Annotated in this window: 13 protein-coding genes; 7 read left to right on the top strand and 6 right to left on the bottom strand. The window is 55.7% G+C overall.

The features are described from left to right. Position 1: 1 nt before the first annotated feature. Entirely contained in the window at positions 2 to 997 is a 996-nt protein-coding gene (locus ACIPUG_RS09215; RefSeq protein ID WP_039502133.1) for a peptidase U32 family protein, read from the bottom strand. Positions 998 to 1,353: 356 nt separating this feature from the next. Here ACIPUG_RS09215 and ACIPUG_RS09210 point away from each other — a divergent pair, with 356 nt between their 5' ends. Beyond that, positions 1,354 to 1,878 (top strand): SCP2 domain-containing protein, encoded by a 525-nt coding sequence (locus ACIPUG_RS09210; protein WP_205536825.1) that lies wholly within the window; start codon positions 1,354 to 1,356, stop codon positions 1,876 to 1,878. After that, on the top strand, positions 1,872 to 2,414 hold the full coding sequence (locus ACIPUG_RS09205; protein ID WP_039462331.1) for a GNAT family N-acetyltransferase: 543 nt from the start codon (positions 1,872 to 1,874) through the stop codon (positions 2,412 to 2,414). Before ACIPUG_RS09210 ends, ACIPUG_RS09205 begins: the two co-directional genes overlap by 7 nt. Before the next feature lie 24 nt (positions 2,415 to 2,438). On the opposite strand, the gene ACIPUG_RS09200 is transcribed toward ACIPUG_RS09205, so the two are convergent. Further along, positions 2,439 to 2,738 (bottom strand): GIY-YIG nuclease family protein, encoded by a 300-nt coding sequence (locus ACIPUG_RS09200; RefSeq protein ID WP_039515169.1) that lies wholly within the window; start codon positions 2,736 to 2,738, stop codon positions 2,439 to 2,441. A gap of 187 nt (positions 2,739 to 2,925) precedes the next feature. Here ACIPUG_RS09200 and ACIPUG_RS09195 point away from each other — a divergent pair, with 187 nt between their 5' ends. From ACIPUG_RS09195 to deoD, 5 genes are all read left to right on the top strand, one after another. Then, complete coding sequence (locus ACIPUG_RS09195; protein WP_400338222.1) at positions 2,926 to 4,404, top strand: amidohydrolase; 1,479 nt, start codon at positions 2,926 to 2,928, stop codon at positions 4,402 to 4,404. Between the two features lie 513 nt (positions 4,405 to 4,917). Further along, positions 4,918 to 5,697 (top strand): deoxyribose-phosphate aldolase, encoded by a 780-nt coding sequence (gene deoC / locus ACIPUG_RS09190; protein WP_400338220.1) that lies wholly within the window; start codon positions 4,918 to 4,920, stop codon positions 5,695 to 5,697. A gap of 190 nt (positions 5,698 to 5,887) precedes the next feature. Then, a complete protein-coding gene (deoA, locus tag ACIPUG_RS09185; RefSeq protein ID WP_400338218.1) occupies positions 5,888 to 7,216 on the top strand; it encodes a thymidine phosphorylase in 1,329 nt (442 codons plus the stop codon). An 89-nt stretch (positions 7,217 to 7,305) separates the two neighbouring features. Further along, positions 7,306 to 8,529 carry a phosphopentomutase gene (gene deoB / locus ACIPUG_RS09180; RefSeq protein ID WP_039502140.1) on the top strand — a complete coding sequence of 408 codons (1,224 nt, stop codon included), beginning with the start codon at positions 7,306 to 7,308 and terminating at the stop codon, positions 8,527 to 8,529. A 47-nt stretch (positions 8,530 to 8,576) separates the two neighbouring features. Then, on the top strand, positions 8,577 to 9,296 hold the full coding sequence (gene deoD / locus ACIPUG_RS09175; protein ID WP_010300039.1) for a purine-nucleoside phosphorylase: 720 nt from the start codon (positions 8,577 to 8,579) through the stop codon (positions 9,294 to 9,296). Positions 9,297 to 9,348: 52 nt separating this feature from the next. On the opposite strand, the gene ACIPUG_RS09170 is transcribed toward deoD, so the two are convergent. The 4 genes from ACIPUG_RS09170 to ACIPUG_RS09155 form a co-directional block, all read right to left on the bottom strand. Then, a complete protein-coding gene (locus ACIPUG_RS09170; RefSeq protein ID WP_400338217.1) occupies positions 9,349 to 11,097 on the bottom strand; it encodes an ABC transporter ATP-binding protein/permease in 1,749 nt (582 codons plus the stop codon). A 48-nt stretch (positions 11,098 to 11,145) separates the two neighbouring features. Continuing rightward, positions 11,146 to 13,641, bottom strand: coding sequence for a TonB-dependent siderophore receptor (locus ACIPUG_RS09165; RefSeq protein ID WP_400338215.1), 2,496 nt, complete (start codon positions 13,639 to 13,641; stop codon positions 11,146 to 11,148). A 151-nt stretch (positions 13,642 to 13,792) separates the two neighbouring features. Next, a complete protein-coding gene (locus ACIPUG_RS09160) occupies positions 13,793 to 14,755 on the bottom strand; it encodes a FecR domain-containing protein (RefSeq protein ID WP_400338214.1) in 963 nt (320 codons plus the stop codon). Beyond that, entirely contained in the window at positions 14,752 to 15,294 is a 543-nt protein-coding gene (locus tag ACIPUG_RS09155) for a sigma-70 family RNA polymerase sigma factor (protein WP_010279756.1), read from the bottom strand. Before ACIPUG_RS09155 ends, ACIPUG_RS09160 begins: the two co-directional genes overlap by 4 nt. Positions 15,295 to 15,315: the final 21 nt, after the last annotated feature.

The following is a 15,315-nucleotide window of genomic DNA, read 5'->3' as shown; positions in this document are numbered from 1 at the left end:
GCTACTGCCATTTGCGGTGATAAGCGCCGAGCGTGGTTTGTGTGCCTTCAGCCACCGCACCTAACGCATCCATCCAGGCCTGAGTAGGAACGAATGTCTCAGGATTGGCGCGGCAGCGATCGATAGCCTGTCGCCATACTTGCGTAATCTGGCTGACGTAAGCCGGGCTGCGTTGGCGGCCTTCTATCTTCACGGAGGCAATATTGGCAGCCATCAGTTCAGGCAGCAGTTCCAGCGTGTTCAGGCTGGTTGGTTCTTCCAGCGCATGGTAGCGCTGCCCATCGACTAAATAACGTCCTTTGCACAACGTGGGATAACCGGCGTTTTCATCGTCCTGATAGCGGTCGATCAGGATATTGTTCAGGCGTGATTCCATGCCGTTTTCCGTCTGCTGCCAGCGTACAAACCGCGCCGGTGAGCAGGCACCCACGGTATTCGGTGATTCACCGGTCAGATAAGAAGAGAGATAGCAGCGGCCTTCCGCCATGATGCACAGGCTACCGAAGGCGAACACTTCGAGTGGCACGGGGCTGGTGCGGGCGATTTGCTTCACCTGATGGATGGATAATACGCGCGGCAGCACGATGCGTGAGACATCGAAATGGCGATGATAGAAGCGGATCGCTTCGGTGTTTGTCGCGGAAGCCTGAACCGACACGTGACGCTCAATATGGGGATAGCGCTCGGCAGCATATTCCAGCATGGCGAGATCGGCGAGGATCAGCACGTCGGCCCCGATCTGCGCAGCCATATCCACAGCGCGTTGCCAGCGCTGATAACCGTCCGGATGCGCAAACGTATTGATGGCGATATGCAGCTTACGCCGATGACGATGCACGTACTCGCGCGCTTCCTGTAGCTTCTTGTCGGTAAAGTTAAGCCCGGCAAAATGACGTGCGTTGGTGTCATCTTTCAGGCCGATATAGACCGCATCTGCGCCATTATCGATGGCAGCTTTCAGTGCCGGCAGGTTGCCAGCGGGACAAAGCAGTTCCATACACAATCCTTCATTAATCCCTTCGGGGCCGTAGCTGCTCGGTACGATCAATGATGTTCAGACTGACGCTCGCGTTTATGACGGGCATTCTGCCTCTCACCCTTGCGGGTTGTCGTAAGCGATTTTTTATCAGTCGATGAATGTTGTTAACGATTGGGAATCTTAATTAACCAAATCGGTAAGGACTTTGATTTAAGGCAGTTTATGGTGCTAATCGTCGCGCAAGGACAAAATCTGTTGGGCATAATCGGATAACCGACTAAATTATTGACATAGACCTCTGCCGCGTGCGGTGGATGTGGCAAAATGCTTGCAGATTATCTGAACAGTCAGATTGCTTTAAGAGGAGTACGCCAGTGTTGGAAAAACTACGAGCGCAGATTGTGCGTCAAGGGCCGAGCTTATTAGGTAAGCCACTCAAGTTCACTCCCTTTGCGCTACAGCGTCAGGTTTTGGAACAGATGTTGGGCTGGCAGTTCCGTCAGGCGCTGGAAGAGGGCGATCTGGCATTTCTCGAAAGCCGCTGGCTGAAAATTGAGGTGCGTGATGTCGGCTTGCAGTGGTTTATGACGCTGCGTGATGGCCGTTTGGTCGTGAGCGACGCTGAGACGCCGGATGTCAGCTTCAGCGCGGATGCGAACGATCTGATTTTGATCGCCGCGCGTAAAGAAGATCCCGATACACTCTTTTTCCAGCGTCGTCTGCGCATTGAGGGTGATACCGAATTAGGTTTGTATGTGAAGAACCTGATGGACGCTATTGAGCTGGAAGCCATGCCTGCGCCGCTGCGCATTGGCCTGTTGCAACTGGCAAACTTTGTGGAAGCCGGCTTACAGGAGGGCGTAGTGCAACCAGCGAATCACGCGCCAGTATCATGCTAGTTCGGGTGGAAATTCCCGTTGATGCCGCCGGGATCGACAACTTATTGCGCCGTGCTTTTCCAACGGGCGCGGAAGCGGATCTGGTTCATCAACTGCGTGAAGATGGCTTATTGACGCTCGGCGTTGTGGCGACTGACGATGAAGGTGGCGTGGTGGGCTACGCGGCATTCAGCCCGGTGTTGATCGACGGTGAGGATCGCCAGTGGGTGGCGCTTGCGCCGTTGGCGGTAGATGACAGCCTGCGCCGACAGGGCGTAGGGGAGAAGCTGGTCTACGAAGGGCTGGATGCACTGAATGAGTTTGGCTACACCGCTGTCGTGGTCTTGGGTAACCCCGCGTATTACTCCCGTTTTGGCTTTGTTCCGGCGGTAGAACGGCAGCTACATTGTCGCTGGCCAGACAGCGAATCGGCTTTTCAGGTCTATCCGCTGGCAGATAATCATGTGGTCGGTGAGGGAAGTCCTGAGGGCGAAAGCGGGTTTGAAAGCGCGAGCGGGCTGGTGGAGTACGCCGAACCGTTTAACCGCTTTCTCTAACGCGACTTGCTAACCGATAGCGCATCAATACATCGTATCTGAAATACATAGCGTCCTGGGCTGGTCTTGTACCAGCCTTTCTTTTTGGTTTTTGCTCAACTGTTTAATGCGATATTCCAGTTTGAGCGCGTCTGAGCGATTGCCCACCCGACAGTGAAACACCAGCGTTAACTCGCCTTTTCCCCGCAGCGCCTTTGCCCCTTTTCCCGTTTGATGCTGATTCAGGCGGCGGCTGACATCCGTTGTGATACCCGTGTACAGCGCCCCAGCGACCGTGCGCAGTATGTACAGATACCAGAGGGAGTCTTCGGCGTGTTCGGTCATGGTGTTGTCTGTGAATTATTTTTTGAAAAAGCGGCTCTGCACAGCTAAACATAAATAGCACTTCACACCAATGGTATTTCAAACAATTAGCATTTCAAAACACTAGCATTTCAAAGAACGGGCATGACATCACATTAATAGCCGTTATTCACCGACGTGCATTTCTTTTACGGATAGGGAAAAACGTATGACACTGAAACGATATATACCGCCCGCGCTGGCCGTGGCGTTCTCTTCTTGCTTCCTCTCACTGGGCTATGCCGCTGAACTGGCAGAGAAAGATCGGGAAACGATTGTGAACGCCGTCACGAATTACTCGGGCCAGATGACGACCGTTGCTCAACAGATATGGTCAAAGCCCGAACTGGGCTATTTGGAAACTAACACCTCCCAACTGCTACAGAACGAGTTGAAAGCCGCTGGGTTCAGCGTTGAAGCGGGTGTCGCGGGCATCCCAACCGCGTTTGTGGCGACGGCGGGGAAATCCGGCGGACCGGTTATCGGCATTCTGGCCGAGATGGACGCGCTGCCGGGTTTCTCTCAGGCTGCAACGCCGGAGCGTTCGCCGGTTGCGGGTATAGAGGCTGGGCATGCCTGCGGGCATCACCTGTTTGGCGCGGGATCGGTGGGCGCGGCGATTGCGCTGAAACAGTGGCTGGAGGCGACGGGTAAACCGGGGCAAATCCGGGTGTACGGCACGCCAGCGGAGGAAGGCGGTTCCGGTAAAGTCTATATGACACGTGAGGGGCTGTTTAAGGATGTGGATGTGATGCTGCACTGGCATCCCGGCGATGAGAATTCTGCCTCGCAAGACTATTCGCTGGCGAACGTGAACGGTAAGTTCCGTTTCTATGGCCGCTCTGCACATGCCGCGATGGCACCAGAGAAAGGGCGTTCCGCGCTGGACGGCGTGGAGGCGCTGAATTTTATGGTGAATGCGATGCGAGAGCATGTGCCGCAGGAAACGCGCATTCACTATGTGATTACCGATGGCGGTAAAGCGCCGAACGTGGTGCCGGACTTCGCCGAAGTGTATTACTACGTGCGTCACCCCGACCCGGCCGTGGTCGCCAGCGTGACCGATCGCATCCGTAAAGCGGCGGAAGGCGCGGCGCTGGGAACCGAAACGCGTTATGAATTTGAAATTCTCGGCGGCGTGTACAGCCTGTTGCCGAATGACGTGTTGGGAAAAGTGATGGATGACAGCCTCAGAAGCGTCGGGGCACCGCAGTGGGATAAGGCGGATACGGATTTTGCCACCGCGCTACAGAAAACGTTGGATCAATCCAAACTGCCGCCGCTTTCCAGTGCCGGTCAGGTCGCGCCGTACCATTTTGGTGAAACGGGCTATGCGTCGACCGATGTGGGCGATGTCAGCTGGGTAGTGCCGACGGTCGGGCTGGGAACGGCGACCTGGGTGCCGGGTGTACCTGCGCACAGCTGGCAGGCGGTGGCATCCGGCGGCATGGCGATTGGCTATAAAGGCATGGACGTTGCAGCCAAAACGCTGGCCGTCACAGGAGCGAAGCTACTGAGCGATCCTGCATTAATTCAACAGGCGAAAGCGGAGTTCGATAAGAGTCGTGGCGATAACTTCCACTATAAGCCGCTGCTGGGCGATCGGAAACCCGCGCTGGATTACCGTAAACCTTCCGCAGGGAAATAATTTTCCTGCTCTGCCAGCGGTTTCTCCCTGTGGTTAGAGAGAGAAACCGCTATGCTTACTCCATGACTTCAATCAGAAGCATCGGGCGATCTGCGACTGTGTGCCGCGGTCTCTTTATTCCTTTATGAAGGGGGAGATGGCCGACAAGGCTGTCACGGTTAATTCATCGGGTGAACCTTATCCAGGGAAGTATATGTGATAAAAATCACATATAATTACTATCTATTGCATTTCTCTTACATCAAGTGTGAATGAATGCACAAAATAGTCCGGCATGGCGTGTTCCAATGTCTAATAAATAGGTTTCTTTCGATGTCATTCTTTCGGTGTTGAAATAATCACAGAATGAAGGGTAGAGGAAGGCTGATTGCGGTGAGAAGGATCTCGGTGCCGCTACAGGTTGTTTCGCCTGGGCGCTATCTTCAAGGAACCAAGTCCGCTCGCCAAACGTGCTGGTTTTTCACCAGTTAATGTTCAGGGCCGGTTAGACCGGCTGACGAGTTGGAGTGTTGTATGACCAAGCTGACCACGGCCGCGCAACGCGCGCTGGCGCTGATGGATTTAACCACGCTGAATGAGGATGATACGGATGAAAAAGTGACGGCACTCTGCCGTCAGGCAAACAGCCCGGCCGGAAAAACGGCTGCTATCTGTATCTATCCACGTTTTATCCCTCTGGCGAAAAAGATCCTGCGTGAGCAGGGTACGCCGGATATCCGCATCGCGACGGTGACCAACTTCCCTCATGGCAATGATGATGTGGCAATTGCGGTTGCAGAAACCAAAGCTGCAATCGCCTACGGCGCTGATGAAGTTGATGTCGTATTCCCTTACCGCGCACTGATCGCAGGCAACACGCAAATTGGTTTTGAGCTGGTGCAGGCATGTAAAGCGGTGTGTCAGGATGCTCACGTTCTGCTGAAGGTGATCATCGAGACGGGCGAGCTGAAACAGGAAGCGCTGATCCGTCAGGCGAGCGAGATTGCCATTGATGCGGGTGCCGATTTCATTAAAACCTCGACCGGTAAAGTGCCGGTGAACGCGACGCCAGAAAGCGCGGCGATCATGCTGAAGGCGATCCGCGATAAAGGTGTGGGCGAGCGCGTTGGCTTTAAAGCGGCCGGCGGCGTGCGTAACGCGGAAGATGCCGCCATCTACCTGCAACTGGCGGACGATATCATGGGCGCGGAATGGGCGACTGCACAGCATTTTCGCTTTGGCGCGTCCAGTCTGCTGGCGAGCCTGCTGACCACGCTTGGCCACGGAACCGCGGCTCCACAGGGCGGCTACTAAGCACGCGTACAGGTGCACTATTTTATTTGTGACAGTTTATTTTTGACGACGTGATTCGTGACAACGCTATTCGTGACAACAGATTGTTTATAAAAGTATTTGTATTCATGACCGCGTTGGAACACCACAGCAAATGTGATCGCAGCAACAGGCTGCGGAACCACATCAGAATTCATCAGGAGTACAGACCTTGTTTCTGATTCAAGAAATTATTCGTAAGAAGCGTGACGGAAAAACTCTGAGCGAAGAAGAGATCCGCTTCTTTATCAACGGTATTCGTGACAATACCGTCTCCGAAGGCCAGATTGCGGCGCTGGCGATGACCATCTATTTTCACGACATGTCGATGGACGAGCGTGTGGCGCTAACGCTGGCAATGCGTGACTCCGGCACGGTGCTGGACTGGAAGAGTTTGAACCTGAACGGTCCGCTGGTGGATAAACATTCTACCGGTGGCGTCGGGGATGTGACTTCGCTGATGCTGGGGCCGATGGTCGCCGCCTGCGGGGGCTACGTCCCGATGATCTCAGGGCGCGGCTTAGGGCATACCGGCGGCACGTTGGATAAGCTCGAAGCGATTCCGGGGCTGGATATTTTCCCGAACGATGAAGATTTTCGCCGCATCATTCAGCAGGTTGGCGTCGCGATCATTGGGCAGACCTCCTCGCTGGCTCCGGCGGATAAACGCTTTTATGCCACGCGTGACATTACCGCCACGGTCGATTCCATCCCGCTAATCACCGCGTCGATTTTGGCGAAGAAACTGGCTGAAGGGCTGGATGCGCTGGTGATGGACGTCAAAGTGGGGTCGGGGGCGTTTATGCCGACCTATGAACTGTCCGAGCAGTTGGCGCAGGCGATTGTCGGCGTAGCGAATAACGCGGGATGCCGCACCAGCGCATTGCTGACGGACATGAATCAGGTGCTGGCCTCTAGCGCAGGTAACGCGCTGGAAGTGCGGGAAGCCGTGCGTTTCCTGACGGGAGAGAGCCGCAATCCGCGCCTGTATGATGTTACTATGGCGCTATGTGGTGAGATGCTGCTGGCGGGCGGGCTGGCAAGCTCGGCGGACGACGCACATTCACGTCTGCAAGCCGTGTTGGATAACGGCAAAGCTGCTGAAGTCTTTGGCCGCATGGTCGCCGCACAGCGTGGACCGGGCGATTTTGTCGAACACTACGATCGTTATTTGCCAGTGGCGACATTAAGTAAGCCGGTGTTCGCGACGCGTGAAGGCATCGTGACCGCGATGGATACCCGCGCGTTGGGCATGGCAGTCGTCTCGCTGGGCGGCGGACGCCGTCAGGCCACGGATACGATCGATTACAGCGTCGGTCTGGATAGCATGGTCAGTCTGGGTGAGCGCGTTGACGCGCAGCGCCCGCTGGCGGTGATCCACGCCAACACGGAAGCGCAGTGGCAGCAGGCGGCGAATGAAGTCCGTGCTGCGATCCAACTGGGCGATACCGCGCCAGAAAAGACCCCGATGGTCTATCGTCGGGTGAGCGCAGAAGCGTGATCGCACAGGGCTGGTTAGTGGTCGTCTTGAATTGATTTTCCCCTGCCTATCGGCAGGGCGTTAGCGCATAGCTGCGCAGGAGAAAAAGAATGAAACGTGCATATATTATGGTTCTCGACTCGTTTGGGATCGGCAGCAGTGCTGATGCGGAACGTTTTGGCGATGTCGGTTCGGATACGCTGGGCCATATCGCTCAGGCGTGTGCCGCGGGGACGGCGGATAAAGGGCGCAGTGGCAAGCTGCATTTGCCGAACCTGAGCCGTCTGGGGCTGGGTAAAGCCGCTGAGGCCTCAACGGGAACGTTCCCGCCTGGACTGGATGAAAACGCGGACATCATCGGTGCTTACGCGCACGCCAGCGAAATCTCCTCTGGCAAAGATACGCCGTCTGGTCACTGGGAAATTGCCGGTGTGCCTGTCCTGTTCGACTGGGGCTATTTTAAAGATGAAGAAAACAGTTTTCCGCAGGAACTGCTGGAAAAACTGGTGAAACGCGCCAATCTGCCAGGCTATCTGGGCAACTGTCACTCTTCCGGTACGGTGATTCTGGATCAGTTGGCTGAAGAGCATATGAAAACCGGCAAGCCGATTTTCTACACCTCTGCGGATTCCGTGTTCCAGATTGCCTGCCATGAAGAAACGTTCGGTCTGGATAAGCTGTACGAACTGTGTGAGATTGCCCGCGAAGAGCTGACCGAAGGCGGCTACAACATCGGGCGCGTGATCGCACGTCCGTTTATCGGCGACAAACCCGGCAACTTCGAGCGTACCGGCAACCGTCACGATCTGGCTGTTGAACCACCTGCGCCGACCATCCTGAAAAAAATGGTGGATGAAAAAGGTGGCGAAGTGGTTTCCGTCGGTAAGATTGCGGATATCTACGCGCAGGTCGGTATCACGAAAAAAGTGAAGGCTACCGGCATCGATGCGCTGTTTGACGCCACGCTGAAGGAAATGGATAGCGCGGGCGACAACACCATCGTATTTACCAACTTTGTTGATTTCGATTCCGCCTACGGTCACCGCCGCGATATTCCGGGCTACGCTGCCGCGCTGGAGCTGTTTGACCGCCGCCTGCCAGAAATGCTGTCCCGTGTGAAGGGTGACGACATCCTGATTCTGACGGCCGACCACGGCTGTGACCCGAGCTGGCACGGCACCGATCACACTCGTGAGAACGTCCCGGTGTTGATCTATGGGCCGAACGTGAAGCCGGGGTCATACGGCCACCGTGAAACCTTCGCTGATATCGGGCAGACGGTCGCGGCCTACTTTGGCCTGTCGCCTATGGACTACGGCAAATCGATACTGTAAAACACACCGTTTTTTACGTGAAACTTGATTAATTAAGGAATAAACGCATGGCTACGCCACATATTAATGCAGAAATGGGTGATTTCGCGGACGTTGTACTGATGCCGGGCGACCCGCTGCGCGCTAAGTACATTGCAGAAACCTTTCTGGATGATGCCCGCGAAGTGAACAACGTGCGTGGCATGTTAGGGTTCACGGGGACTTACAAAGGCCGTAAAATTTCGGTCATGGGTCACGGTATGGGCATCCCATCCTGCTCAATCTATGCAAAGGAACTGATCACCGAATTCGGCGTGAAGAAGATCATTCGCGTGGGTTCCTGCGGCGCGGTACGTGAAGATGTCAAACTGCGCGACGTGGTGATCGGTATGGGCGCCTGTACGGATTCCAAAGTGAACCGTATGCGTTTCAAAGATCACGACTACGCGGCGATTGCCGATTTCGACATGGTGCGTAATGCCGTTGATGCTGCCAAAGCACGCGATGTTTCTGTCCGCGTCGGTAACATCTTCTCCGCCGATCTGTTCTACACGCCGGATCCGCAGATGTTCGACGTGATGGAAAAATACGGCATTCTGGGTGTGGAAATGGAAGCGGCCGGTATCTACGGCGTAGCGGCTGAGTTCGGTGCGAAAGCGTTGGCCATCTGTACCGTTTCTGACCACATTCGTACTGGTGCGCAGACCACGTCAGAAGAGCGTCAAAACACCTTCAACGAAATGATCGAAATCGCGCTGGAATCCGTTCTGCTGGGCGATAACGAGTAATATCATATCAGCCCGGACGTTCGCTCCGGGCTGTTTTTTCCTGTTTTTCCCTTCACATCTTTCCGTAAGCAACCTGCTGACTGTCCGCTGCTGGCGGCGCAACAGAAGGCTCGTCTGCGTGGTTCTCTGTGTGCGCTTTCTTCTCTGTTTCGAGCGGTGTTAACTGTACCTGATGTTTGAAACTGGCCAGTACGGCAGGCTGGTGGCTGACGGCCAAAACAATGGTTTGTGGCAGCGTAATCCTGATGTGCTCTAGCAACTGAAGCGCCGCCGCGTCATCGAGCTGGCTGGTGGCTTCATCCAGACAAAGTAGCATCGGGCGCAGCAGTAGTGCACGCGCAAGCGACAGGCGCTGCTGTTCGCCGCCCGATAGTTCCCGACTCCAGTTCGCTTTGTCGTCCAGACGGGGAATTAGCGAGGCCAGCCCGGTTTGTTCCAGCACCGCGATCAGCTGTGCAGTATCTGCTAACTGCGCCTGCGGATAACACAGCACCTGACGCAGCGTATCCTGCGGTAGATAGGCCTTTTGCGGCAAAAACAGCGTGCGGCCTGCGGGGAAATGCCACTCTCCTTGCGAGACAGGCCACAGCCCAGCCAGTGCCCGCAGCAGCGTGGTTTTTCCCGTGCCGCTGGCTGCGTTAAGCGTCGCCCATTCGCCAGCCTGAAGCGTGAGCGTCAGCGGGGCGAAATACGGCGAACCATCGGGGCGCGGTACGGACAGGGCGCTGATATGCAGAGTATGGCCTTCATGGCGCGGGGCATCTGGCGTCGGCAATTGCTGTAAGCGGTGCTGGAATTCCCACAGTCGTTCAATGGTGGAGGACCACTGAACCAGCTGGCGATAGGCATCGATAAACCAGCCAAAGGCATCCAACACATAGCCGAAGGCGGATCGCGCCTGCATAATCGCTCCGAGGCTAATCTGACGGGCGAGAAACAGCGGCAGGGTAGCGAACACCGGAATAATCAGGCTGAAGCGGAAATAGCTGGTCGTAAAGCTCTCTAGCCGGAATTCCCGCGCCATTAAACGCTGCCAGTTTTGCACGATGGGCTGGAAATACTGCCGCATCCGCTGCTGCTCGGCGTCACTTCCTTGGTAGAAGGCAATCTGCTCGCTGTTATCCCGCACCCGCAGCAGCGTGGCGCGATAGTCGGCCTCTGTCCGCTGACGTTCAATATTCAGTTTGTGCAAGCGGTACCCCAACAGGTGCGTCACCACGCTGGCGATGGCGGCGTAGGCGAGGGCAATCCACACCAGATAGCCGTGTATCGTGATGGTGTAGCCGGCTAGCGTGACGGTATGGACGCCGGAAAGCTGCCAGAGAATGGCGATGAAAGAGAAAAAACGGGCGGTATTTTTCAGCAGCGAGAGCAGGAGTTCGAGGCTTTGTTCGATCAGCAGGCGAATATCTTCCGCGATGCGCTGATCGGGGTTATCCAGCCCTGAGTTGAGCTGATAGTGGGCGTGATTGCGCAGCCAATCCTGCTCATACTGGTGCGTCATGGTATCGCGCCAGCGGATAATCAGCTGTTTCTTGAGCCAGTTGCCGCAGATGATGACCAGCACGAACAGCAGCGTGTAGGCCAGATAGCGCACGGCCATATCGTAGACTGACGCGTGCTGAAAATAGTCGGCCAGCGCGTCGTAAAAATCCCGGCTCCAGTTATTGTACTGCACGCTGATCCACACGACGGAGAGCGTCAGGCTCATAATCAGCAACAGCAATAACCACAGCAGCGTGGCGCGTGTAGTCAGCCAGAAAGGCGCGACCAGTGAATAAAAGCGTCTAAGCGTTTGCATAATGGATGGGGCGATGGCCTGCCAGCAGAGGCTGGCAGGCGTGTTCGCTTAGAAATTCCACTTCGCCGTCAGCATGAAATTACGCGGATCGCCGTAATAGTTGTTGCCGCTAAGATGACGGTTATTCAGGTTTAAGAAGTAGGTTTTATCCGTCAGATTATTACCCACCAGATTGAAGCTCAGGTTTTTGCTGTGTTGATAACGGATATTGGCGTTAAACAGGGTGTAACCGCCCTGATGCAGGCCATAAGCCCGGTTCGGGTAGGTTTGCGTCTCGGTCTGTGCCGTCATACCCGCGCCAATCGTCCATTGGTTCAACTCACCCGGCAGATTGTATGAGGTGTAGAGCTTGAACATATGCTTCGGCGTGCGCGGGCTGAACTGTGCGGCTCTTTCGCTTGCGCTGCCTTCAAGATATTTACTGTTGGTCAGGGTATAACCGGCCTGAATCTGCCAGCCTTCGGCCAGTTTGCCCGTGATATCGAACTCGACACCCTGGCTGCGTACTTCGCCTTGAGCCTGGGAGCAACTTGTCCCGATCAGGCAAACTGAGCTATCCGCGACGGCCATCGCACGGTTTGCCTGAATGATGCGGAACAACGCCAGCGAGGTATTCAGATCGCCATCAAAGAACTCGCCCTTCACGCCGGTTTCATAGTTGGTGCCGGTAATGGCGGGCAGCAGCTTACCGTTGCGATCTTTTTCGCTCTGCGGCTTGTAGATCTCGGCGTAGCTCAGATACCAGGTGTAATTATCGGCGAAGTCCCACAGCAGGCCGCCGTAAGGTACGAACTCATTACTGGCATGCAGGCTGCTGAGTGAGGACGTATTGCGGAAATGATTAGTGAAATACTCGTCGTAACTGTAGGCGCTGTAGCGGCCACCCAGAATTAGCTTCCAGTCATCCGCCAGTTCGAATCTGGCCGTGGCGAATGCACCGCGCTGGTACAAATTAAAGCGGTCGTTGTAGTGATTGCTGTAGAGACTCGTATTTGACCAGTCGGGTTCTGCCAGTGAATTCGGCTGCCAGTTGAAGATATTCACGGTGCTGGTGTTGTTGATGCGGATGTGGTTGTTATCGAAGTTCTCTTTCTGATAATCACCGCCCACCACCAGTTCATGGTTGCGCCCCAGCAGCTCGAACGGGCCGTTCAGGCTCAGGTTGTAACCCCACTGTTCGGCCTTATTGTCATAGCGCAGGTTATTGTTTAGCGAGGAATTTCCCGTTGCCGGATTAACGCCGCTTGTGCCGTTCATGATGCCGATATAGCTGCTGTCCGCGCGGGAATGGATATAGTTCAGTGCAGTTTTCAGCGTCCAGTCGTTATCGAAGTGGTGCTCCAGTTCGACAAACGGGTTAATTTTTTCAAACTCGATGCGGTTCCAGCTTGCGCCCAGATAGGTGGAACGCGGCAGGTTCAGGCTGCTTTTATTGGTGGCGAACGGGATGCCGTACACATCAGGCACGCCTCGGGTCTTTTGCCAGTTGATGCCACCGGTGACCGTGGTGGATGGCGTCAGATCGTAGGCCAGCGTGCCGAACAGCACTTTTCTTTCACTATGTTCGTAATCTTTAAAGCTTTGCTTATCCTGATAGACGCCAACGAGACGGCCGCGCAGGCTGGCATCGTCGTTCAGCGGCCCGGAGACATCGAGCTCGCTGCGGTAATTATCCCAACTGCCCGCGCCAACGCTGCCGGATGCCTGAAAGTTGTGGGTAGGCTGTTTGCGCACCAGATTAACGGTGCCGCCGGGTTCGCCATTACCCTGTGACAGGCCAGATGCCCCGCGCAGGATCTCCACGCGGTCATAAATCGCCAGGTCGGGCGATTCGCTGGAGGTCTGAACTGCGCCCATGTTGGAGACGCTGTTCTGGCTGGAGAAGTTCACCCCGTCTTCCTTGATATTATCCATCACGAAAGCGCGCGATTCGTATTTCACCTGATAGCTGTTCTGATTAACCACGTTAATGCCGGTGGTTTGCTTCATAGCCTCATCCAGCGAGGTCATATTCTGATCGTCCATGCGCTGGCGTGTGACGACGCTCACCGACTGCGGCGTTTCTCGTGGCGACAGATTCAGCTGTGTCGCGGTGTTCATGCTGCGCGTGGTGTAGGACTGGGTGCCTTCGGTCACGCCATTGCGGTTGATTCCCGCCACGACCAGCATTTCATCTCCCTGCGGTATTCTCTGTAAGCGCCAGACGCCGTTAGGCTGCGGAATCACCTGAAGTCCGCTTCCGGCGAGCAGCGCCGAAAATCCGCCATCGACGCTGTAATTCCCTTGCAGAGACGGCCCCGTTTTCCCCGTTGCCAACTGTGCATCGCCGACCAGATAAACGCCCGACTGGGTGGCAAATTGGTTTAGCTGCTGGTTAAGCGGCCCGGCAGAGATGGAATAGGTTTTGGTTGCCGCCGCGACTGCTGTTTCTGCTGCGGTGGCGGTGGAGTGCACGAACAGCGGTGCGCCGCACAGCAACAGATGAACGGCCATTGCCAGTTTGGAAGGAGTGCGCTGTGTAGAGAAAAATGGAATCAATGCCATGAAAATTCGCCTTCTGACCCAGAGTAAAAATTGGTGGTTTTACTGTGAATCGAACGACAGTGGAAAAAGGGGAACTCAAAAGAGAAAATTTTTTGGCTGCATCCCAAAAAACGGTATCCAAAAAAAGTGGTATCCGAAAAAGAGGGCGATATCAGCGCGGTTCGACGGTCACCCACCACGGAAAACGCCGCTGGATGCGGACCGGGAAGGCCTGCGCCAGCATGTTCAGTGCCATGTCGGTATCGGTTAAAGGGAAGGTGCCCATTACGCGTAAATCAGCGATGGCAGGCTGGCACGCCAGATAGCCGTGGCGGTAGCGGGACAGCTGCGCCACGACGTCACCCAGCGGCATGTTATCCGCCTGAAGCACGCCGTGTGACCAGTCGGCATCGTTCTGCTGGTTGGGCACGATGTTACCCTGACCGTCGGCGTTAAAGTGCAGGTGATAGCCCGCGTTGACCCGACGTGCGGCGGTGGCGTACTTGGCGCTGACGTCGACCGCGTGTTGGTAAACGGTCAGCGTGGTGGCCTCCGGTTCCTGCGCAACGCTGAAACGTGTGCCCAGCGCCTGCAAGCGTCCTTGCGCGGTGGTGACGAAGAAAGGGCGAGCATCGGCGGCGGTATCAATCAGAATATCCCCCGCCAGCAGGGCAATTTCCCGACGTTGGTCGCTGTAGCGGATATCAATCGCGCTGGCGGTATTCAGCCACAGTCGGGTGTTGTCCGGTAAGGTCAGCGATTTGATTTCTCCTACCGCGCTGTGATGATCGGCCGTCATCGCCAGCAGCGAGCTTTTTAGCGGCGTGTGGCGGTAAGTCAGCCAGGGCAGCAGAGAACCGGTGCTGAGCAATGCGGTGAGCTTGAGCGCACGGCGGCGAGTCATCGGTGCAGACTTGTGCAGCAGCGTATTCAGCGCGGGTTGTTGACTGTCGCCACGCAGCGGCTGGAAATGTTGGCTGACCGTTTGCACGTATTCCCAGGCTTGGCGATGTTCTTCGCTTTCGTCCATCCAGCGCTGCCAGTGGTGATAGTGCTCATCGTCAGGTTCCCGATCGCACAGTTGTGCGTACCATTGCGATGCCTGCTGCAAGGCGATAAAGCTGGGCTTATTCATGAATGAACGGCCTGACCGTCCGCGTCTATCTCCGCTTCCAGCAGTACACAGTGCAGCATGGCCTGCGCCATGTATTTTTTCACCATGCGTTCGGAAACGCCCAGCGCCGTAGCAATTTCCCGATAGGGCAATCCCTGAACCTGCGCCATGATAAAGGCGGCACGCACCTTCTCCGGTAGCGCACGCAGCATGGCATCAACCTGATACAGCGTTTCGAGAATAATGTTACTGTCTTCCGCGGACAGAGCAACCGGCTCCGGCTGTTCGGCTAATGAGGTGAGCCAGACGCGCTCAATTTCCCGTTTGCGCCAGAGATCGACACACATGCCCTGCGCCATCACGCTCAGGTAAGCCCGCGCGCCTGCGTGGCTGTCGAACTGGCGCGGTTTCAGCAACAGCCGTAAAAATACATCTTGCGCCAGATCGGCCGCATCACACAGATTCCCCAGCCGTTTGCGCAATAGCCCTTGCAGCCAGCCGTGATGCTGACAATAGAGCTGATGCAGATCTGCTGAGGTATCAATATTGGCTGATGACATGTCTGGTGCCTGAAACGGAGC

The organism is Pectobacterium sp. CHL-2024 (assembly GCF_044751765.1).
In the GTDB taxonomy this organism is placed as follows: domain Bacteria; phylum Pseudomonadota; class Gammaproteobacteria; order Enterobacterales; family Enterobacteriaceae; genus Pectobacterium; species Pectobacterium brasiliense.
The sequence above is the reverse complement of the archived record's forward strand: the minus strand, read 5'-3'. Positions and strand labels throughout refer to the sequence as shown.

Coding starts and splice junctions, on each gene's coding strand:
- ACIPUG_RS09215 (WP_039502133.1), bottom strand. CDS start 997: ATGGAACTGCTTTGTCCCGCTGGCAACCTGCCGGCACTGAAAGCTGCC.
- ACIPUG_RS09205 (WP_039462331.1), top strand. CDS start 1,872: ATGCTAGTTCGGGTGGAAATTCCCGTTGATGCCGCCGGGATCGACAAC.
- ACIPUG_RS09200 (WP_039515169.1), bottom strand. CDS start 2,738: ATGACCGAACACGCCGAAGACTCCCTCTGGTATCTGTACATACTGCGC.
- ACIPUG_RS09195 (WP_400338222.1), top strand. CDS start 2,926: ATGACACTGAAACGATATATACCGCCCGCGCTGGCCGTGGCGTTCTCT.
- deoC (WP_400338220.1), top strand. CDS start 4,918: ATGACCAAGCTGACCACGGCCGCGCAACGCGCGCTGGCGCTGATGGAT.
- deoB (WP_039502140.1), top strand. CDS start 7,306: ATGAAACGTGCATATATTATGGTTCTCGACTCGTTTGGGATCGGCAGC.
- deoD (WP_010300039.1), top strand. CDS start 8,577: ATGGCTACGCCACATATTAATGCAGAAATGGGTGATTTCGCGGACGTT.
- ACIPUG_RS09170 (WP_400338217.1), bottom strand. CDS start 11,097: ATGCAAACGCTTAGACGCTTTTATTCACTGGTCGCGCCTTTCTGGCTG.
- ACIPUG_RS09165 (WP_400338215.1), bottom strand. CDS start 13,641: ATGGCATTGATTCCATTTTTCTCTACACAGCGCACTCCTTCCAAACTG.
- ACIPUG_RS09160 (WP_400338214.1), bottom strand. CDS start 14,755: ATGAATAAGCCCAGCTTTATCGCCTTGCAGCAGGCATCGCAATGGTAC.
- ACIPUG_RS09155 (WP_010279756.1), bottom strand. CDS start 15,294: ATGTCATCAGCCAATATTGATACCTCAGCAGATCTGCATCAGCTCTAT.